Origin of the sequence: Actinosynnema pretiosum, from assembly GCF_002354875.1 — a bacterium.
Taxonomy (GTDB): Bacteria; Actinomycetota; Actinomycetes; order Mycobacteriales; family Pseudonocardiaceae; genus Actinosynnema; species Actinosynnema auranticum.
This window is the reverse complement of the sequence record NZ_CP023445.1, coordinates 6,428,597-6,448,129: the sequence shown is the minus strand read 5'-3', so window position 1 is coordinate 6,448,129 and position 19,533 is coordinate 6,428,597. Positions and strand designations below refer to the sequence as shown.

General features: G+C 71.3%; 17 protein-coding genes and 1 pseudogene. 8 read left to right on the top strand and 10 right to left on the bottom strand.

What is annotated here, in order from left to right; all coding sequences use genetic code 11:
* The first annotated feature begins 704 nt into the window (after positions 1–704).
* Positions 705–1,916, top strand: coding sequence for a helix-turn-helix domain-containing protein (locus CNX65_RS35790; protein ID WP_157767878.1), 1,212 nt, complete (start codon positions 705–707; stop codon positions 1,914–1,916).
* Positions 1,917–1,988: 72 nt separating this feature from the next.
* Positions 1,989–2,141, top strand: a complete 153-nt coding sequence (locus tag CNX65_RS35785; protein WP_015804202.1) for a hypothetical protein — start codon at positions 1,989–1,991, stop codon at positions 2,139–2,141.
* Positions 2,142–2,857: 716 nt separating this feature from the next.
* Here the strand turns inward: CNX65_RS35785 and CNX65_RS27380 are convergent.
* From CNX65_RS27380 to CNX65_RS27360, 5 genes are all read right to left on the bottom strand, one after another.
* On the bottom strand, positions 2,858–3,040 hold the full coding sequence (locus tag CNX65_RS27380; RefSeq protein WP_096496322.1) for a hypothetical protein: 183 nt from the start codon (positions 3,038–3,040) through the stop codon (positions 2,858–2,860).
* A gap of 31 nt (positions 3,041–3,071) precedes the next feature.
* Entirely contained in the window at positions 3,072–3,716 is a 645-nt protein-coding gene (locus CNX65_RS27375) for a GNAT family N-acetyltransferase (RefSeq protein WP_096496321.1), read from the bottom strand.
* Positions 3,713–4,270 (bottom strand): DUF309 domain-containing protein, encoded by a 558-nt coding sequence (locus CNX65_RS27370; RefSeq protein ID WP_096496320.1) that lies wholly within the window; start codon positions 4,268–4,270, stop codon positions 3,713–3,715. The genes CNX65_RS27375 and CNX65_RS27370 overlap by 4 nt, the downstream gene beginning before the upstream one ends.
* A 133-nt stretch (positions 4,271–4,403) precedes the next feature.
* Positions 4,404–4,814: a VOC family protein gene (locus tag CNX65_RS27365; RefSeq protein WP_096496319.1), complete on the bottom strand. Its 411-nt coding sequence runs from the start codon at positions 4,812–4,814 to the stop codon at positions 4,404–4,406.
* Positions 4,811–5,245 carry a helix-turn-helix transcriptional regulator gene (locus CNX65_RS27360; protein WP_096496318.1) on the bottom strand — a complete coding sequence of 145 codons (435 nt, stop codon included), beginning with the start codon at positions 5,243–5,245 and terminating at the stop codon, positions 4,811–4,813. The genes CNX65_RS27365 and CNX65_RS27360 overlap by 4 nt, the downstream gene beginning before the upstream one ends.
* Before the next feature lie 645 nt (positions 5,246–5,890).
* On the opposite strand from CNX65_RS27360, the gene CNX65_RS35780 reads away from it, so the two are divergent.
* Positions 5,891–6,442, top strand: a complete 552-nt coding sequence (locus tag CNX65_RS35780; RefSeq protein WP_157767877.1) for a hypothetical protein — start codon at positions 5,891–5,893, stop codon at positions 6,440–6,442.
* 154 nt (positions 6,443–6,596) lie between these two features.
* On the opposite strand, the gene CNX65_RS27355 is transcribed toward CNX65_RS35780, so the two are convergent.
* Both CNX65_RS27355 and CNX65_RS27350 read right to left on the bottom strand, forming a co-directional pair.
* On the bottom strand, positions 6,597–7,487 hold the full coding sequence (locus tag CNX65_RS27355) for an SRPBCC family protein (RefSeq protein WP_096496317.1): 891 nt from the start codon (positions 7,485–7,487) through the stop codon (positions 6,597–6,599).
* The gene (locus CNX65_RS27350) at positions 7,484–7,792 is read right to left on the bottom strand and encodes an ArsR/SmtB family transcription factor (protein WP_041837059.1); all 309 of its coding nucleotides are present in this window, start codon (positions 7,790–7,792) and stop codon (positions 7,484–7,486) included. Before CNX65_RS27350 ends, CNX65_RS27355 begins: the two co-directional genes overlap by 4 nt.
* A 322-nt stretch (positions 7,793–8,114) precedes the next feature.
* Here CNX65_RS27350 and CNX65_RS27345 point away from each other — a divergent pair, with 322 nt between their 5' ends.
* The gene (locus CNX65_RS27345; RefSeq protein ID WP_096496316.1) at positions 8,115–9,248 is read left to right on the top strand and encodes an aminotransferase-like domain-containing protein; all 1,134 of its coding nucleotides are present in this window, start codon (positions 8,115–8,117) and stop codon (positions 9,246–9,248) included.
* A gap of 97 nt (positions 9,249–9,345) precedes the next feature.
* On the top strand, positions 9,346–10,032 hold the full coding sequence (locus CNX65_RS27340; protein WP_096496315.1) for a hypothetical protein: 687 nt from the start codon (positions 9,346–9,348) through the stop codon (positions 10,030–10,032).
* A gap of 653 nt (positions 10,033–10,685) precedes the next feature.
* Here the strand turns inward: CNX65_RS27340 and CNX65_RS27335 are convergent.
* Positions 10,686–10,940, bottom strand: coding sequence for a hypothetical protein (locus CNX65_RS27335; protein WP_096496314.1), 255 nt, complete (start codon positions 10,938–10,940; stop codon positions 10,686–10,688).
* A 708-nt stretch (positions 10,941–11,648) separates the two neighbouring features.
* On the opposite strand from CNX65_RS27335, the gene CNX65_RS27330 reads away from it, so the two are divergent.
* Positions 11,649–12,947, top strand: coding sequence for a hypothetical protein (locus CNX65_RS27330; RefSeq protein WP_096496313.1), 1,299 nt, complete (start codon positions 11,649–11,651; stop codon positions 12,945–12,947).
* Positions 12,948–13,733: 786 nt separating this feature from the next.
* Here CNX65_RS27330 and CNX65_RS27325 read toward each other — a convergent pair.
* Complete coding sequence (locus CNX65_RS27325) at positions 13,734–14,411, bottom strand: MBL fold metallo-hydrolase (RefSeq protein WP_096496312.1); 678 nt, start codon at positions 14,409–14,411, stop codon at positions 13,734–13,736.
* 131 nt (positions 14,412–14,542) lie between these two features.
* Here CNX65_RS27325 and CNX65_RS37490 point away from each other — a divergent pair, with 131 nt between their 5' ends.
* Positions 14,543–15,727 carry an acyltransferase family protein gene (locus CNX65_RS37490; RefSeq protein WP_096496311.1) on the top strand — a complete coding sequence of 395 codons (1,185 nt, stop codon included), beginning with the start codon at positions 14,543–14,545 and terminating at the stop codon, positions 15,725–15,727.
* On the opposite strand, the pseudogene CNX65_RS27315 reads toward CNX65_RS37490, so the two are convergent.
* Positions 15,694–16,377 (bottom strand): annotated as a pseudogene (locus tag CNX65_RS27315) (maleylpyruvate isomerase N-terminal domain-containing protein); the annotation flags it as partial. The gene CNX65_RS37490 and the pseudogene CNX65_RS27315 sit on opposite strands and share 34 nt — an antisense overlap.
* Before the next feature lie 226 nt (positions 16,378–16,603).
* On the opposite strand from CNX65_RS27315, the gene uvrA reads away from it, so the two are divergent.
* On the top strand, positions 16,604–19,462 hold the full coding sequence (uvrA, locus tag CNX65_RS27310) for an excinuclease ABC subunit UvrA (protein ID WP_096496310.1): 2,859 nt from the start codon (positions 16,604–16,606) through the stop codon (positions 19,460–19,462).
* Positions 19,463–19,533 lie beyond the last annotated feature (71 nt).

Sequence of the window (19,533 nt, the reverse complement as noted above, 5' to 3'; positions counted from 1 at the left end):
CTCAAGCCCTCACACACCCCGTTGCCGCACAACAACTCCCCCCACACCCCGCTGCACACCGCGCTGTCCCCCAACAGCTCCCAGCCCAACCCACCACCACACCCTGGGCCCCCACGCACCCCACCCAGACTTCCGCTCCTCAGAACACGACAGCCCTCGACTCAGTCCCCCTCAACAACACCCGCCCGGACAGCGCCTCCTCCGACAGCGCCTGCCTCGACGGCACTCGCCTCAACGGCACCCGCCCAAATACCGCGCGCCCTAACGGCACCCACCCCGACCACGCCCACCCGAACAAGATCCATCCGGACAGCGCCCATCCGGACAGCGCTCGTCCAGACAGCACACCTCCAGAGGACACACGCCCAGTCAGCACCCACCCCGATGCCGCTCGCCAGGACAGCACCCGTCTTGACGGCACCCGCTCTAATGGCACCCGTCCCAACAACGTCCGTCAGGACAGCGCTCTACCAGACAGCGCCCACCCGGATACCGGCCGCCAGGACTCCCGCCGCCAGGACTCCCGCCGCCAGGACAGCGCTCGCCAAGGCTCCGGCCGCCAGGACTCAGCCCGGCCAGCCACTACCCGCCCGGAGACCGCCCGGCCAGACAGCGCCGCCCGCCCTGAGACCACTCGTCCAGACAGCGCCGTCCGGCCCGAGGTCACCCGCTCTGACGTCCTCGGCGAGTCGCGTGGCACGCCGTTGCCCGCGTTGCCGCCTGAGCTGTGGGAGAGCCGCGAGGTGCACGCCGCCGTCGCGTCGGACGCGCCCGGTGTGCTCGTCGCCATCGCGCGCCGCGCCCACGGGTTGCGCCAGGACGAGCTCGGCGCGCTGGCCGGCTACTCGCAGTCCGCGATCTCCCGCCTGGAATCAGGCAGCGGCATCGCCTACGACCTGCGCGTGCTGCGCACCATGCAGCGGCTGCTCGGCATCCCGGCCCACCTGCTCGGCCTGGCCGACCGGGCCTCCCGCCCGTCCGTCTCGCCCCGCTCCGACCGACCCGTCGACCCGGCAGCCCTCACCGCGCTGCGCGCGGCCACCGCCCGGCGCGGTGGGCCCGTGCGGCAGTTGCTGGTGCTGCGCCGCATCCTCGACGACGCGCACCACCGCCAGGGCTGGCGCGCCCTGGTCCCCGCCGCCCGCTCGCTGTTCGACTTCGCCGACGCCCTGCGCCGCACCGCCGACGGCGACCACCGCCGCAGGCTGCTCGCCGTCGCCGCGACCTACGCCGAGTTCTCCGGCCTGCTGTACGAGGAGGTCGGCGATCGCAGCGGCGCCGTCGAGTGGACCACCCGCGCCCTTGAGCAGGGGCAGGCCGCCGACGACCCCGACGTCGTCGCCTACTCCTACGTGCGACTGGCCCAGCTCGCCGAACCCGACGGCGAGCGCGTCCTCACGCTGACCCGTGCCGCCCTGCGCGAGCGCGGCATCGGCCCGCGCACCCTCGCACTGGTCCTGCGGCAGCAGGCTCGCGGACTGGCGATGGCGGGTGACGAGACGTGCATGGCCCGGTTGGACCATGCGCGCGAACTCCTCGTAGCGGTTGCCCGAGACCCTGAGCCGGACAACGGCGAATACCGCATAGGGTACCGCCTTTCGGAGCAGCACGTCGAGCTCGAACGGGCGGCTTGTTGGCTCGAACTCGGGCAACCGCACCGGGCGATCGCGGGCTACGAGGCGCTGCGCCGCCGCCGGTGGGGCCACGCCCGCGCCGCCGAACGGGGCCTCCACACCGCCCGCCTCGCTGCCGCGCACGCCGCCGCCGGAAACCGCGATCAAGCCGTGGCCTGCGGTTACGAGGCATTGGACGCGGCGAGGGACAGCGGTTCGGGGCTGGTGCTGGTCGAGCTGGGCAGGCTCGGCCCGTGGGTGGGGGAGCGGGACGTGCGCGAACTCGCGCGGTGGCTCGGCTGACCCGTATGCGTTTTCCGCATATCGGCGGAGAAGGTGGTGCGTCAACGGACCCCGTCGGCGCACGATAAGCCGATGACCCCACCGGAAGAACCCGTTCCGCCACAGCGCCAACCGGTGGAGGACCGGCAGGCGGTGAGGCAGGAGTGCGGTCCTTACCGGTTGGACTTCTACGCGACCCCCGACGCGGTGGTCTGCGTGGTCAACGACGCCGAGCGCGCGCCGTGACCACGCCCTGGACGGCTCCGGCGCACCGACGTCACCAAGTCCCAGCACGGGGACCTGGTCGATCGGCGTGGAGCGGTCGGAGCACGACTCGGGCCACGGGCGCGCGTCCGGCTCCGGACGCGACGCCGTACCTCGTCCGCCTGCGAACACGTCCCGACTAGGTCGGGACCGGCGCGTGCGAAGGGCCCCGCTCGCTGCCCCGAGCGGGAGACCTCGACGCCCACCGGTTCCGGCGCCCACCGCCCCGAGCGCGGGCGGTGCGACCGGCTCCGCGCGGTCTGCCCCCTCGTCACCGCACGCGGAGCGGTCCGACGGGCTCCCTCCAGTCCGTCACGCCGCGCTCTCCCTGAGCAGACCGCCGTTCTTCTCCCCGGAACGGCGGTCTGCGGGGCGGGAACCTCCGCCGGGCGCCACGTCGGCACTGCGGCGGATCGCGACCTGACGACGCCGGTCAGGTGATCGACGGAGCGGAGGCGCGGAGCGACCGCGTCCCCGGTGGGCCGGCGGGTGCTCGACGGCGGTCCACGCGCCGATCGGAGCCGGCCAGTGGTTTCGGGCAATGACGCTGGCCGGCGGCGCTCGGCGCCTGCGGGCGGTCGCGCCCACCAACGACGCCGATCAGCTCCCCGGCCGAAGCATCCGGGCCTGACCCGCCGCCGACGTGATCGGGCGGCCCGCTCGACGTCAGCGGGCCGGACCCGTCGAACCGGCGTGGATCAGCGACGGCGGCGGAAGCTGGGCGCGCGCAGCGCCGAGCCCACCCCGGCCATGTGCAGCGCGAGGAACAGCAGGCCCGCGAGCGTCAGGGTTCCGGGTTCGATCACGCTGCCGAGCGAGGCGTTCGCCAGGTCCAGCAGCAGGGCCAGACCGAAGATGACCGCGGCGATGGTGGCGAGCACGGTGGCCTCCCAGTGAGTAGGTGACCTCCTGTTACCCGGCCGCCCCCGCGGCCAAGCGGGCGTTCGGAGCAATTCGCTTCCCCAGGAACACCGACAGCCCGCCCACGCCCGCCGACGTCAGCTCGTGGAACCCCAACCGCTCGTAGAACGCGAGCGCCGAGGCGTTCGCGGTCGACACCCCGAGGTGCACGCCCGTCACGCCGCGGTCCCGCAGCGCGTCCAGGAACCGCGTCATCAGCGCCCGCCCGTGCCCGCCGCGCTGGTGGTCCGGGAGCAGGTCGATGTGCAGGTGCGCGGGGTAGTCGTCCAGGTCCAGCGGCACCATGCGCTCCGGCGCGTGCAGCAGGTCGGCCACCGCGTCCGCCTGGCTGATCGGCGGACCGGACGGCGCGGGGAACCGGGCCGCCACCTCGGGCAGCCACTCGTTCCGGAAGCGCTTGGCGAACAGCGCGGTGTCCGAGGTGCCGAGCACGTAGCCCACGGCCCGCTCGCCGTTGTCGGCGACGAACACCAGCTCGGGCTCCAGCGCCGCGTACGGCCATGCGTAGACCGAGGACACCAGGTCCGGGTCCGGGTAGAGGTGCGTGCCGTCGCGCCCCACGTCGGAGGTGCGCACGCAGATGTCGCCGAGGGCGTCCCAGTCGCGGGGTTCGTAAGGTCGAATGCGCACGGTCATCCGCGCAACCTCAGCACACCCGCGCCGCCGACGACAGCCCGGTCCACCCCTGTTTCCGCACCGGTCCGCTCGGGGGCGGCCAGAACCGTACTCTCTCGACCACCGGTCTCCGGGGTGTCGGGACCGGCGCCCAGGTAGGCCCCGCGCTCCGCCCAGTCCACCAGCCCGGCGACGTCCACCCCGTGCGGGGGAGCGTCGCGGTACGGCTCGATGCTGCGCGCCCCGCGCTCCACCAGCGACCGCGCGCCCCGGCCGTTGCCGCGCAACGCGTGCGTCAACCCCACCGCCAGCTGCGCCAGCCCGCGCCACAGCTCCCGCTCGGCCTCGGGAGCCGACTTCCAAGCGTCCTCCAGCACCTCGTGGGCGTGGAACGGCTTGCCCTCGTCCAGCAGCCGCTGCGCTTCCCGCAGCGACTCGTCCGGTGCTCTCACGACTCCCTCGGGCTGCCGCTCGACCCCGACTGCCCCGTAGGGCAGCGGACGTCCGAGGCCGTCACGGGGCCGGGCGTTGCGCGCCCGGCCGTCGGGATCGCGGTCGCGGTCACTTGCTTCCACGCTCCCGATCCTGGCACGCCGCCAGCCCCGGCAGCACGCACCCCAACCCACCCGGACGCACGCGAGAGCCGCGCCACGCCCTCGACCGCTCCCCTTCACCGGTCGAGGACGTGGCGCGCACCACCCGTCCGGATCAGGAAGCGGACTTCCCGGAGAACCGGATCTGGTTGCCCGCCGGGTCGCGGAACGCGCAGTCGCGCACCCCGTAGTCCTGGTCGGTCGGCTCCTGCACGACCTCGGCGCCCGACGCGCGGACCTTCTCGAACAGGGCGTCGCAGTCCTCCACCCAGAAGATCAGACCGCTCAACGAGCCCTTGGCCCGCAGCTCGTTGATCGCCTTCGCGTCCTCGGGCGACCGCCCCATGTCCGCGCTCTCCAGCACGATCTCCAGACCGGGCTGCTCCGCCGAGCCGAGCGACAGCCAGCGGAACTCGTTGAACGACACGTCCGAGCGCACCTCCAGCCCGAGGGTGTCGCGGTAGAAGCCCAGCGCGGCATCGTGATCGTCGACCTGCAGGAAGGTGTGGGAAACCCGAATGTTCACACCGGTGAACCTATCGGCGCACCCACGTCGCCTGCTTCTCGAAATCTGCTCGGACGCATCACCCGCATGGCGTAACAACCGGGCACCGCCTGAACCGCCGAGTGCTCACGCGCCCGGTAGGCGCTGGGCGTCTCCCCGACCAGCTCGGTGAAGCGCGCGCTGAACGACCCCAACGACGTGCACCCGACCGCCATGCACACCTCGGTCACCCCGAGGTCCCCGCGCCGCAACAACGCCTTCGCCCGCTCGACCCGACGCGTCATCAGGTACCGGTACGGCGTCTCCCCGTACGCGACCTTGAACCGCCGGGAGAAGTGCGCGACCGACATGAACGCCACCTGAGCCAGCTCCGCGACGTCCAGAGGCCGCGCGTACTCCCGATCGACAAGATCACGCGCCCGCCGCAGGTGCACGAGTTCCCCGGTGTCCACCCGCGGAGCATCGCACCGACCCCTGACAGTTCCGGATCCTCGAAGCCCGCCCCGTCCCGCCAGCCCCACTGCCCCAGCCCTGCTGTCCCAGTCCCACACCGTCCCGATCCAGGCCCTCGTGCGGGGGTTTGTGCCGCACGGCGGTGTGAGCCGACGCAGTTCACCGCGCGCGATCAACGCGCCGCGCACAGCATCGGGGACATGGCCCGGTTCCCCTTCCGAACTGCCGCGTGCACAGCGCTCACCGTGATCGCGGTGCTGTCCAGCGGAGCGGCCAGCACCGCGGAACCGCACTCCGCGCCACCGCAGACGCGCGCTTGCACCGCGGAGCAGCAACCACCCCGGAACCAGACCACCGCCGAACCCCCGTCCTGCGACGAGCCAGCGGCCACCCACCCGGCACGCCGCCAACCGGCACGCCGCGAACCGACCCCGGCCGTTCCGGACCCACTCCAACCCGGCAGCGGCACGGCAGGCTCCGGCGCGATCGCTCCAGACCCAGTAGGCTCGGACTCACCCGGTTCTGGTGCAACGAACACCAACGCGCCAAACCCAGGGGGCCCGGACAACGGCGCCGTCACCAACGGTGCCACAAGCGATGGCTCCACCGCCGGTGATGCCGCAGGCGTCCCCACAAGCGGCTCGGTGATGGAGCCCAACCCGCAAACCCCGGCACCCCAAGCCCAACCTGCCCAGGGACAACCGCCCCAAGCCCAAGCCCACCACGGTCAGGAACAGGCGGGCCAAGGACAGCGACCCCCGAACTACGCTTCCCCGCAACAACAAGGTCCCGGACAAACGCTCGCCAGCAGAAACCCCGCACCGCAAGCACCCCACGACCACGCAGGCGCTCTCCAGGCCGTCCCGAACAACGCAGACGACAGCTCGGCAGCCCACCAACAGGACAGCCAGGACGGGATCGATCCCAACGCCACCGATCCCGGCGCCTCGGAAGACGACCTGTTCCGCGGCGACGCTGCCAGCGTCGCCGGAGCGCTGATCGACACCTCAAGCCCGTCAACCAACGCCGCCGAACTCGCCGCGAACCGAGCCGGGAGCCCCCTGGCAGCTCCGATCTCAGGTCAGAGCGGCGCTTTTCGCGGCAACCACGGTTGGCCGGTGCTCGTGGCCATCCTGATGCTGATCGCCGGACTCGCGGTCCTGGGCATCGCGGGCCGAGCCCGCCGAGGCTGCTGAACCACGTGCGACACCCCCACGTACGGCACACCCACCTCGCCGCGCCCGCTTTCCAGCGGTCGGGTGGCCCGGTCGTCCAGCGGTTCCGCGAACGGTCCGAGGACCGCGCGACTCCGCTGGACGACCGGTTCTACCGGGTCTGTCAGGGTCGTATTCAGTTGTGGATCACTGCGTAGTCAGCTGCCAATCCGTTCTCCCCTTCTCCAGGCCACGGGCGTTCTTCACCCAGCAGCGCCGCGAACAGCAGGTCCAACCGCACGTGCCAAGCGGCCAGTGCCGCAGGCACGGACACCTCCCCGTCCCCGACCACGTGGGTCAGGGTCACGACGGTGCCCCCGACCGGGTCGCTGGACAGCTCCCAGCGCACCCGGCCCGACGACGAGTCGAACTCGAGCAGAGTCGGCTCCTCCACGACCACCACCGGTCCCGGCCGGACGCGGGAACAGCCCGCGCTCTCCGGAGCGGTGTCGCTGACCGCTGGCGTCGCGCCACCGGTCAGCACGGCCCACACCTCGGCCAGCGGTCGCCAGACCAGGTCCCTGCTGAACCTGATCCGCCCGTCCGCCACCTCGCCGCGGTCCAGGCCGAACTCGCGGACGTGCCGCTCGATCGGGCCCAGGAGGTCCGCGGGAGCGGTGAACGGCCGGTCGCCCAAGCGCGCGTCCAGGGCTTCCAAGCACGTCCGCCACCCCACGGCGTTGCGCCCGGCGCCGAGCGGCCCCGCTCCGATCACCTGCGTGAGGACCAGCAGGCAGCCCCCTGGCTCCGGCAGGAGTTCGAAGCGCAGGACGTCCTCGTTCCACTCGAACGCGAACACCCTGGGCGGGTCCAGCTCCAGCACCCTGCCTTCCCCGGCGTCCATGGCCGGGTCGGGGAAGGCGAAGCGCATCCTCCCGTTCTCGAGCTCGACCTCGGCGGGGAACCAGTGCGCCAGTTCAGCGGGTTCGCTGACCGCCCGCCACACCTTGGACACGGGGTGCGCGAACCGCCTCTCCAGGCGCAGCACCGGTTTCCCGTCGATCGTCTCCAGCCGTGCGTCCCTCATTCGCCCATCTCCTCCAGGTGCCGGTCGAGAGCGGTGAAGCTCGTCATCCACATCCGCCGGTACGGGGCGAGCCAGGCGTCGACCTCCGCCAGCGGCTCCGGCTGGAGCCGGTACCAGCGCCGCTGGGCGTCCCTGCGGACCTCGACCAGCCCCACGTCGCGAAGCACCTTGAGGTGCTTGGACACCGTGGGCTGGGTCAGGTTGAGCAGCTCGACCAGGTCGTTGACCGGGCGCTCGCCCGACCGCAGGACGTCGAGGATCTCCCGCCGGTGGGAGTCGGCCAGCACGGCGAACATAGATGCCATGCCGGGAATATAGACGCATCGGCATATTGCCTGTCAACGGAGCATGATCCCTCCTCGGGTAGTGGCTCTGCCCGGTGTGGCAGTCGGTCGTGAACAGGATGCGGAAGGTCGCCGACAAAAATCCGGAACCAGCGGTTCGGAGCGGCCTTCGATTCACGCCGCTGTGTGACCGAGGTCGAGGAAATACGCAGGTCAACGACACGGGGAGATTCGCCGGATCGTGAAGCTAGGATGGCCGCAGCGGCTCCTCGCACCCCTGGGCGCAGCTCGTCGACGCGGCACGACCGCGGTCCCCCTGCAACTCCCGGCCCGAGGACTGCCCGTGCGCTCCCTTTCCGTGCCCAGCTCGCCCGTCCGCGACCTGCTCGCCCTCACCTCGCGCCCCGAGGTGATCTCCTTCGCGGGCGGCCTGCCCGCGCCCGAGCTGTTCGACCTCGACGGCATCCGCGCCGCCGCCGACCGCGCCCTCACCCGCCGCACCCTCCAGTACGCGCCCACCGAAGGCGACGCCGACCTGCGGGAACAGGTCGCGGCCCGGCTCACCGCGCGCGATCTGCCCACGCGACCCGACGAGCTGCTGATCACCACCGGGTCCCAGCAGGCGCTCGCCCTCGTGGTCACCGCCCTGCTCGAGCCCGGCTCCGTCGTCGCGGTCGAGGAGCCGACCTACCTCGCCGCGCTCCAGTGCTTCCACCTCGCGGGCGCGCGCGTGGTCGCGGTCCCCGGTGACGAGCGCGGCATCGACCCGGTCGCGCTCGCCGAGGTCGTCGAGCGCGACCGGCCCGAACTGCTCTACCTGGTGCCGACCTTCGCCAACCCGACCGGCCGCACCCTCGACGCCGAGCGGCGCGCCGAGGTCCTCCGCGTCGCGGAGCGCTCCGGGCTCCGAGTGCTGGAGGACGACCCGTACAGCGAGCTGCGCTACCGGGGGGACGCGGTGCCCGCGCTGGCCGCGTCGAGCGACTCGGTGCTGTACCTGGGCACGTTCTCCAAGATCGGCGCGCCTGGCCTGCGGGTCGGGTGGCTGCGCGCGCCCGAGGAGCTGATGCCCGCGCTCGTGGTCACCAAGCAGGCCGCTGACCTGCACACCTCGACGTTCGACCAGGCCGTCGTCGCTGACTACCTGCGGGAGAGCGACCTCGACGCGCACGTCCGGCGGTTGTGCGCGACCTACCGGGAGCGGCGGGACGCGCTGGTCGGCGCCCTGGCGGCGGTGCTCCCCGAGGGGGCGGTGTGGACCGACCCGGACGGCGGGATGTTCGTGTGGGCCAGGCTGCCCGGAGAGGTGGACACGGCGGTGGTGCTGCGGCGGGCGCTGGAGCGGGACGTGGCGTTCGTGCCGGGTGCCTCCTTCTACGCCGGTGAACCTGATCGGGCGACGATGCGGCTGTCGTTCACCACCGGCGCCCCCGAGGTCATCAGGGAAGGTGTGCGGAGGTTGGGGGAGGTGCTGTGAGGCCTCCGGACGTCCGGTAGATCCGGGCGCAGACGTTTGCGCGTTCACCCGGATGGGGATTTTTGTGGGTGGGCGGGTGATCAAGGAGGAGCCTTTGATGCGCAGGCTGTGGCCGGTCCTCGCGACGGCGGTGCTGGTTCTCGCGAGCGGGTGCGGCGGGGGTGACGGTCGGCTGGTCGCCATCGCGTCGGACGGGCGGGACCAGGCCGAGCTGGCGCTGCTGAGCGGGGCGACCACGATCGTCGTGCGGGCCGCAGACCTCGGCGACGAGCTGGTGCGGGCCTGGGCCCCGGACGGGTCGAAGCTCGCGCCGCGCGCCAACGTCGACGGGGACGTGGTGCGGGTGTCGTTCGAGGACCGGGGCGGTTCCGGGACGGCCGACGCGCGGGTCGAGGTGAACCGGTCGGTGCTGTGGAAGGTGCGGCTGGACGGCGGGGCGGTCGAGCAGACCGTCGACCTCGGGGCTGCGCGGGTCTCGTCGGTTGACTTCGGAGCAGGGTCGCAGCGTGTCGACCTGACGCTGCCCGCACCGTCCGGGGCGGTGCCGGTGCGGGTGACGGGTGGTGCTTCGACGTTCGCGGTGCACCTGCCGACCGGTGCGGAGGCTCGGGTGCGGTTCGGCGGGGGCGCCGGGCAGGCGGTGATCGACGGGGCGACGACGTCCGGGATCGCCGGGGGCACGGTGCTGGGGACCGGTGCGGTTGATTCCGCGGGGGACCACTACGCGGTGGACGCGATCGCCGGGGTCGGGTTGTTGACGGTGGATCGCGGGGCGCGGGGTTGACGGGCTGCTCGCAGGATTGGTGAGTTCTCTTCGGGTTTTGCGCTGGATTCCAGGGGGTTGAACTGCTCGTCCTTCCTGGAAGGGGGTGCGGTGGAGGCGCAATCGTTTGCTGTGGGGTGTGCGCCGTTCCCCGCCGTCACTCGGAAGTGTGGTAAATCCTGTTCTGTGCAGCGTTTTCGCTGGTAGATCGAGCCCCGCGTGATTCCCCCTTGATTCGTGGCGGAAGAACAATTGTCTGCGGGGGATCACTCCGGGCAGAATTGTGGCAGGGACCCGGACGGCCCGCACAGGTGCGGGAGGCGGGATTCGGTCGTGGCGCAAGACGGGGGCGTCACGGCCGCTCCACTAGTACGCGGCACGAGCGCGGTAGCGCTTGGTCGTCGTGCTCCGGCCGGGTCCTTTGTCGGGGTTGGACGCGTCGCGGTTGATCGGGGTCGAACGGTCGGCGTTGAGCGCAACGGCCTCGTGCTGACTGCCGGGTCGGGTCGTCTGGAGCCGTTGGTGCTTCGGGTGCTGACGGGGTCGTGTGTTGTCGCCGGAGCGCCGTCGCTCGGTTGATGCCGTCGAGTGCGTGCTGGAGGCCTTCGAGGTCGTGCACGGGCTTGGCGACGTGGATCGGTGGCGTGGGTCGGGGCGTGGCGTGGTGTTGGGGTTCAGCGCAGGCATAAGTGGCACTGGCGTGCGGTGGGGTAGCGGGTCAGCAGTTCGCGGCGGGTGCCGCAGATCTTGACGTACTCGTCCACCCAGGTCTTGCCGTTCGCCGGAGTGCTGTTCATGGAGCGGCAGTTGGCGCGGTGCAAGATCATGGTGGCGGGGTTGAGGCTGTGTTCCGCGTTGATGACGAACTGGTCTGGGTTGGCTGCGATCCACCACTCGTAGGAACCGTTGTCCTCGTTGAACTCCAGCATTGTTCGATCATGCCTCCGGTGTGGGGGAACACCGCTACGGGCGGCCGTGGGAACGTGCTGCGCCGAAGGTGGGGCCGTTGGGGTGTGGGCGGTTCACGTGGCGGTGAGCGCTGCGGGGCAGTGGGTGGAGCGAGCTCCGGTGATGGGTCGGTCGGGCGCTTGGTGCGTTTGGGCACCGGCTTGATTGGGCTGGCCTAGGGGTGGATGGCTGTGTGGGCGCCTTGGGGTTGGTGGCGTGGGGTGTGCTCGTGGCTGTGCTGATGCTTGCCGCGGGTGCGGTCGCGGCTGTGGCCTGAGTCGGGGTCGGATACGGGCGCGAGTTCGGGCCTGTAGCTGGCTTGGGGGTGGAGCCGGGTTGAGTTGGAGCGGGGCCTGGTGTGGCGAGTGAGTGAAAAGTGGTGATGCTCTGGGTGAATGGTTAGGGGTTGATTCCACTTATGACTACGCAGCGCCGTTGCGGGCGCATCTCGTGGGAACGCTTCACTCTAAAGAGTGGTCTTTGGGGTTTCGGCGGGTGGCTTGGAGGTTTGGTTCGGGTGGTGATGCGTCCTGGTGAGTGAATGCGGGAGTGGTGGGCTTCCGGCTGGTCGTGGCCGGGATTGGGGTGCCGGCCGTTCTTGTGCGGTGCTGTTCCGGGGGTGGGTGTTGATCATTCTGCTCGGGGTCGGGAGGTCTTGAGGGAGTCGTCGCGTCGGCGATAGTGGGGCCATGACTGCGAGCGATCACCTCGGCGACGCTGGTGCGTGGGAGGAAATCGGCGGCGAGTTGTTGGCTGCGTTCGAGTGCTGGGCTGATGAGCGCGGCGTCGACGTCGACCACTTCGTCGCACAGGCCGCTGTGGACTGGCGGCTCGCCGAGGGGCAACACCCCGGTCGGTGGGACGTCGGGGACCTGCGGGAGTTGCTGCTCGTCGGGTTTCCTCGCGGAGTGGTCATGAGGGCGGAGCAGTGGCTCAGCGTGCCTGCGACGTTGCACCTGTGGGTCGACTTCCTTGGGTCGGTCGATGGTGGTGCGGTCGTGGTGGGGGATCTCGGGGAGTTGCACTCGGAGATCGACGTGCGCACCTCGGCCTTCCTCGACGCGATGGGCGATGAGCGCAACAGCGGGCCTGCGAAGTTCTGGGTCACCCGGATGCGGGAGCACGGGGTCGATCCCGACGACCAGGAGGAGAACGGTCGGTTCCTGGCCTCGGTGCAGGCGGGGGAGGTCGAGTACGACCGGGGCGTGCTCGACGCGATCATGCGGCGGGGTGGTGGTGAGTTCAGCAGCGCTTTCGTGAAGCCTGACGTCGCCGCGGTCGCCGAGGAAGTGGTGAGCGGGCCGGTGCGGTCGTTGTCCTCGGATGCGGTGGAGGCTGCGGTTCGCGAGTCCGAGTTGCTCTGGCGGTTGCGGGTTCTCGTGGAGTGGGTCGGAGAGTCCGGGCGCGCGGTCACGTTGAGCGGGGCGCAGGGGGTGGTGCGGGACGGTGATCTCGCGCTGCTGCTCGGGGTGGACGAGCTGCGCGAGGTGGCGCTGCTGGTGGAGTGGGCCAGGGCGCTGGGGGTCGTGCGGGTCGGGGAGGGGCGGGTGGCGCTCGGTGAGGGTGTCGCGTTGCTGGAGCGACCCGTGGAGCTGTGGCGGGAGGCCTGTGTGGTGTTCAGCGGGCTGGGGCACGTCGTGTGTCCCAGTGAGTACCCGCTGCCCACGTTGGTCGGGCAGTTCCTGACCGACATCGCGCCTGATCTGTGGGCGCGGCTGTACAGCACGGGTGGGGCGCCTGTGCCGGTCGCTGAGCTGGTGGACCTGTGGGGGCAGGCGCTGGTTGATCAGCTTGCTATTCCCGGCGGGGTGCCCGAGGGGTGGGAGCCGGATCTGCGGCAGGACGTTCTTCGGGTGGCCTCGGTGCTCGTGCTCCTGGGGGCAGTCGAGGTGCTGGGGGGTGGGGAGCCGGACGAGGTGCGCGCTACCCCGCTGGGGTTGTGGGGGGCGTGGGAGGTTCTGCGGGAGCTTGGCCTCACTGCGGCCTAGGGCGGGTGGCTTGGGGCGGGGTGGCCTGGGAGGGGGGTGACTTGGGGCGGGGTGGCCTGGGGTGGGGCGGTCTCGGGTGGACGGAACAACCGCGGACGGAACAACCGCGGACGGAACAACCGCAGCAACCGCGGATGAAACAACCTGGGGCACATGGGAACACAGGCAGGCGGGCAGGTGGGCAACCCAAGGGGGCAGCGATCCCAGGTCAGCGATCCCAGGTCAGCTACCTCGGGTGGGCTACCTCGGGCGGGCGAGGCGACCTGGGGGAGAGGCGATCTGAGAGAGACAGGCGATCTGAGGGAGACAGGCGATCTGAGGTGGGACTGTGACCTTGGGTGTGTGGGGCGGCCTGGGGGAGAGGCAATCTGAGGTGGGGCTGCGATCTTGGGTGGGCGGGGCGGCCTGAGGCGAATTGGCGATCTCGGGCTGTTGATCTTGGGTTGGCTCGACCGGGCGGGCGGGGCGGCTGGGTGGGGGGAGAGAGACGGGTGCCTTGGGGTGGGTAGGTGACCTGAGGTAGGCGGGCTCCCTGGGGCGTTCGCGGCAGGTGGGTGGGGCGGTGGGGTGTTGTGAGATGGCGTTGCCCGGCGGGCGGGGGCGGGGCGGTGGTGGCCGTCGGGAGCGTTGCCCGGTGGTTCGTTCCGGTCCTGCGTTGGACGGGGGGCCGGAGACCGCTGGTGGTGGTCGTTGGGAGTGCTGCCGGGTGAGTCAGGGCTGTTGGCAGCGTTGTGAGGGGGCGTGAGGGGGAGGGCCGGGAGCGCGGGGGCGCTCCCGGCTTGGGGGTCACCAGCCGCGTGAGCGCCACTCGTCGAGGTTCGGGCGTTCTGCGCCGAGCGTCGAGTCGTCGCCGTGGCCTGGGTAGAACCAGGTGTTGTCCGGGAGGGCGTCGAAGAGGCGGGACTGGACGTCGTCCAGCAGGCTCGTGAACGCCTCCGGGGAAGTGGTCCTGCCCACGCCGCCGGGGAACAGCGAGTCGCCCGTGAAGAGGTGGGGGTGGCCGGTCGGGTCGCGGTAGAGGAGGGCGATCGAGCCCGGCGTGTGGCCGCGGAGGTGGATCACCTCCAGGGTCGACTCGCCGACCTGCAGGGTGTCGCCGTGCTCCACCAGGAAGTCCGGGGGGACCGGCAGGACCTCGGCGTCCAACGGGTGCGCGGCGGTGTTCGAGCCGTTCGCGCCCGCGACCGCGCCCAGGGCCGCCCAGTGGTCGCCGTGCTGGTGGGTGGTCACGACCGTCTTCAGCCTCGGCCTGGTCACCTCGTGACCGACCAGGTCGGACAGGCGCTCCGGGTCGGCCGCGGCGTCGATGAGCAGCGCTTCGTTCGTCGCGCGGCACACCAGCAGGTACGCGTTGTTGTCCATCGGGCCGACCGACACCTTCGTGATGGTCAGCGCGTCCAGCACCCGGCGCGCCGCCGGGCCGCCCGGCTCGACGTGGCCGGTGTAGTCCTCGAGTACGTCCACGGTCGCCGACGGTAGCCGCCCGCTCGCCGTCGCACCTTCAGGGTCCCTACAGGAACGTTCCTTAGGGTTGTCAACGATCCGCCGCCGAACGCCGTTCCGCCGTCCCCACCCTGAAGCAGGTCATCCCCACCGTGCCGAAAACCCGCAGGATCAACTGGGACGTGCTGCGCGTGCTCGCCGTGCTGGCCGTCGTGCTGCAACACGCGACCCACGCAGGGCCGAACGTCCACCCGGAGATCGGCGAACCCCTGTTCACCGTGTCCCTGGAGATGGGCGCGAGCTCGCTGGTGGTGATCTCCGCGTTCTTCGCCTGCGCCTCGCTGGCCAAGGGCAACCGCGCCTGGTTCCTGCGCAACCGGCTCGCCCGCCTGCTCCCCGCCTACGCGGTGGCCGCCTGCCTGACCTACTGGGTCCTCGTGCACCTGGCGCCCGAGGGCTGGTCGCACCTCGAACCCCGCGACCTGGTCCTCAACATCCTCATGCTGCAGAACTGGCTCCCGGACGTCCGGCTCGTCGACTTCTCCTACTGGACCCTGCCCGTCCAGCTCACCGGGTTCGTCGCGGGCGCGCTGCTCGCCTCCCGCGTGCGCGGTCGCGCGCTGTCCGTGCTGCTCTGGGCCCTCGTGCTCGGACCGCTGGTCGTGCGCGAGTGGATCGGCGAGCCCGGTCTGCTGAAGCTGCTCTACGACGGCCTCGGCGCGCACCGCGCCCAGCTGTTCGCCATGGGCGTCGGCGTGTGGTTGTGGTCCCGCGAACGGCTCGGGAACCGGCACCTGGGCGCGCTGCTGGTCGCCGCGCTCGGCGCGCAGTACCTGCACAGCGACAACCTGGAGGGCACCGCCGCGCTCGGCGTCGTGCTCGTCGGGGTGTGCGCGGCGGCAGGCGGCCCGGACTGGGACATCGCGCCGCTGCGCGCGCTCGCCACGCCGATCCGCTGGCTCGCGGGCATCTCCTACGGCGTGTACCTGGTCCACCAGGAGATCGGCTACGTGGTGATGGAGCGCCTGACCCCGTGGGGCCCGGCCGTCCAGCTCGCCGCGTTCCTGGCCACCGCCGTCCTGCTCGGCTGGGCGCTGACCGCCCTGGTGGAACGGCCCGCGCACCGCCTGCTCACCGCCAGCCACCGCCCCGCGCTCGCCCGGTGGCTGCTCGTCGTCGGGCTGCGCGCTCAGAGCCACCTGGGCAACGTCGGCACCCGGCCCTCCAGGCCGCTGCCGTCGCCGCGCCCGGTCAGCCAGCCGATCGCCTCGGCCGCGTCACCGCTGATCACCGGCGCGTCGCTGCCCGCCCCCGCGGGCAACTCCCAGGTGCGCTGACGCCCGTCCGGCAGCGCCACCTCCAGGCGCACCGGCGGCACCCCCTCGCGGTCGGCGTACACCCCGACCGCCTCGGTCAGCAGCAGCTCGTGCAAGTCCTCCGGGATGTCGGCGAACCCGAAGCCCGCGTCCAGGTCGACCAGGTGCACCCACACCTCGCCCAACCGCATCCACGGCACCCGCCCCGCCAGGATCGGCCCCTTGACCGGGTGCGCCACCTCCGCCTCCCACGCGGCTGCGGGCAGGTCCCGGATCGCGGCGGCGAGCCGCTGGCTGGCCGCGTCCAGGTCGGCGCGCAGCAGCGTCGGCGGACGCGCCCCGCCCTCGGCGATGTCGGCCTCGCGGTCGGCCATGCTCAGGTACATCGGGTGCTCGACGCCGGTCTTGGCCCACGTCAGCAGGTTCAGCAGGGCGTCCGCGCCGCGCGCCAGGTGCGTCATCACGTGCGCCCGGCTCCACCCCGGCAGCAGGCTGGGCTCCCGCACCGACGCCAGGTCGAACCCGTCGACCACGCGGTACAGCTCGGCCGTGGCCCGCTCGACCTCCGCCAGTCCGGCGAGCGCGTCCTGGATCGCGCCCGACTCCTCGCGCGGCGCGGGTACGCTCGTCGCGGAGTGGACCTGGGCTTGGGCTGCGTCAGCGAAGCTCATGGGCACCTCATCCCGGGATCTGCGGCCGAACGGCCTACCGCTCCAGCCTAGGGGCGTTCACTACCCACCGGTAGAGCCGTTGGCGCACGATCGAGGGGTTCCGGGGCTGGTCCGGGTGTGCCGCGCACCAGCGCGGGCACCCCCTCCCCGATCGTGTCAGCCCGCTCGGCGGGTACGCTTTTTCGAACATGTGTTCGGTGATCACGCAATCGGGAAGGGAATGGGTGTGGCAGACCGCCTTGTCGTTCGCGGCGCGCGCGAGCACAACCTCCGGGGGGTCGACCTCGACCTGCCACGCGACAGCCTGATCGTCTTCACCGGGCTCTCCGGGTCGGGCAAGTCCAGCCTCGCGTTCGACACGATCTTCGCGGAGGGGCAGCGCCGCTACGTCGAGTCGCTGTCCGCGTACGCCAGGCAGTTCCTCGGCCAGATGGACAAGCCGGACGTGGACTTCATCGAGGGCCTGTCGCCCGCGGTGTCCATCGACCAGAAGTCCACCAGCCGCAACCCGCGCTCCACGGTCGGCACGATCACCGAGGTCTACGACTACCTGCGGCTGCTCTACGCGCGCGCGGGCAAGGCGCACTGCCCGGTGTGCGGCGAGGCGATCAGCAAGCAGACCCCGCAGCAGATCGTCGACCAGGTGCTGGCGATGGAGCAGGGCGTCAAGTTCCAGGTCCTCGCGCCGATCGTGCGCGGGCGCAAGGGCGAGTACGTCGACCTGTTCGCGAACCTCCAGACCCAGGGCTACTCGCGGGTCAAGGTGGACGGCCAGGTCTACGCGCTGACCGACGTGCCGAAGCTCAAGAAGCAGGAGAAGCACGAGATCGCGGCCGTGATCGACCGGCTCGCGGTGAAGACCTCGGCCAAGCAGCGGCTCACCGACTCGGTGGAGACCGCGCTGCGGCTGGCCGACGGGCTGGTCGAGCTGGAGTTCGTCGACCTGCCCGAGAGCGACCCCGCGCGGGTGCGCCGGTTCTCCGAGAACCTGGCCTGCCCCAACAGCCACCCGCTGGCGATCGAGGACCTGGAGCCCCGGTCGTTCTCCTTCAACTCCCCCTACGGCGCGTGCCCGACCTGCACGGGCCTGGGCGTGCGGATGGAGGTGGACCCGGAGCTGGTGGTGCCGGACGACGAGCTGCCGCTGGGCGAGGGCGCCATCGCGCCGTGGGCGGGCGGCCAGACCGCCGACTACTTCACCCGCCTGCTGGAGTCGCTGTCCCTGGCCATCGGGTTCCGCATGGACACCCCGTGGCGGCAGCTGCCCGCGAAGGTGCAGAAGGCGGTGCTGCACGGCGTCGACGAGCAGGTGAACGTCCGCTACCGCAACCGGTACGGCCGCGAGCGCTCCTACTACGCGGACTTCGAGGGCGTCATCCCGTTCCTGGAGCGGCGCCTGGAGCAGACCGAGTCCGAGAGCATGAAGGAGAAGTACGAGGGCTACATGCGGGAGGTGCCCTGCCCGTCGTGCAAGGGCACCCGCCTCAAGCCCGAGATCCTCGCCGTCACGCTCGACCACGCCGCGCTCGGCCCGAAGTCCATCGCCGAGGTGTGCGCGATGAGCGTCGGCGAGTGCTCGGACTTCCTGGACGGCCTCAAGCTCGGCCAGCGCGAGACCATGATCGCGGGCGCGGTGCTCAAGGAGATCCAGGCGCGGCTGCGGTTCCTGCTCGACGTCGGCCTGAACTACCTCTCGCTCGGCCGCGCCTCCGGCACGCTGTCCGGCGGCGAGGCGCAGCGCATCCGGCTCGCCACCCAGATCGGCTCCGGCCTGGTCGGCGTGCTGTACGTGCTGGACGAGCCGTCGATCGGCCTGCACCAGCGGGACAACCACCGGCTCATCGAGACGCTGACCCGGCTGCGGGACCTGGGCAACACGCTCATCGTGGTCGAGCACGACGAGGACACCGTGCGCGCCTCGGACTGGGTGGTCGACATCGGCCCCGGCGCGGGCGAGCACGGCGGGCACGTCGTGCACAGCGGCCCGTACAAGGCGCTGCTGCGCAACAAGGAGTCGGTGACCGGCGCGTACCTGTCCGGCCGCAAGCAGATCCCGATGCCGGAGCTGCGCCGCGCGATCGACAAGAAGCGGCAGCTGACCGTGGTGGGCGCGCGCGAGCACAACCTGCGCGGCATCGACGTGTCGTTCCCGCTGGGCTGCCTGGTGTCCGTCACCGGCGTGTCCGGCTCGGGCAAGTCCACGCTGGTCAACGACATCCTGGCGACCGTGCTGGCGAACAAGCTCAACGGCGCGCGGCAGGTCCCCGGCAGGCACACCCGCGTCAAGGGCCTTGAGCACGTCGACAAGCTCGTGCAGGTGGACCAGTCGCCGATCGGCCGCACCCCGCGCTCGAACCCGGCGACCTACACGGGCGTGTTCGACCACATCCGCAAGCTGTTCGCGGCCACCACCGAGGCGAAGGTGCGCGGCTACCAGCCGGGCCGGTTCTCGTTCAACGTCAAGGGCGGGCGCTGCGAGGCGTGCGCGGGCGACGGCACGCTGAAGATCGAGATGAACTTCCTGCCGGACGTCTACGTGCCGTGCGAGGTGTGCAAGGGGGCCCGGTACAACCGGGAGACCCTGGAGGTGCACTACAAGGGGAAGACCATCTCCGAGGTGCTGGACATGCCCATCGAGGAGGCGGCGGACTTCTTCGAGCCCATCAACGCCATCCACCGGCACCTGCGCACGCTCGTGGACGTCGGCCTGGGCTACGTGCGGCTCGGCCAGCCCGCGACGACGCTGTCCGGTGGCGAGGCGCAGCGCGTGAAGCTGGGCGCGGAGCTGCAGAAGCGGTCCACCGGCAAGACCGTGTACGTGCTCGACGAGCCGACCACGGGCCTGCACTTCGAGGACATCCGCAAGCTGCTGCTGGTCATCAACGGCCTGGTGGACAAGGGCAACACGGTCATCGTGATCGAGCACAACCTCGACGTCATCAAGACCTCGGACTGGTTGGTCGACATGGGGCCCGAGGGTGGTTCGGGCGGCGGGATCGTCGTCGCCCAGGGCACGCCGGAGCAGGTGGCGGACGTGCCGGAGAGCCACACCGGCAAGTTCCTCACCGAGGTGCTCAAGGGCTAGCCCGAGACCCGTCGGAAAAATCTCGGAAGTTCGGTGAACCCGTTCGAACCCCCGCTCGTGTAGGTGGCGGA

Coding starts and splice junctions, on each gene's coding strand:
- CNX65_RS27355 (WP_096496317.1), bottom strand. CDS start 7,487: ATGAGGGACGCACGGCTGGAGACGATCGACGGGAAACCGGTGCTGCGC.
- CNX65_RS35785 (WP_015804202.1), top strand. CDS start 1,989: ATGACCCCACCGGAAGAACCCGTTCCGCCACAGCGCCAACCGGTGGAG.
- CNX65_RS27340 (WP_096496315.1), top strand. CDS start 9,346: ATGCGCAGGCTGTGGCCGGTCCTCGCGACGGCGGTGCTGGTTCTCGCG.
- CNX65_RS27350 (WP_041837059.1), bottom strand. CDS start 7,792: ATGGCATCTATGTTCGCCGTGCTGGCCGACTCCCACCGGCGGGAGATC.
- CNX65_RS27375 (WP_096496321.1), bottom strand. CDS start 3,716: ATGACCGTGCGCATTCGACCTTACGAACCCCGCGACTGGGACGCCCTC.
- CNX65_RS27330 (WP_096496313.1), top strand. CDS start 11,649: ATGACTGCGAGCGATCACCTCGGCGACGCTGGTGCGTGGGAGGAAATC.
- CNX65_RS27335 (WP_096496314.1), bottom strand. CDS start 10,940: ATGCTGGAGTTCAACGAGGACAACGGTTCCTACGAGTGGTGGATCGCA.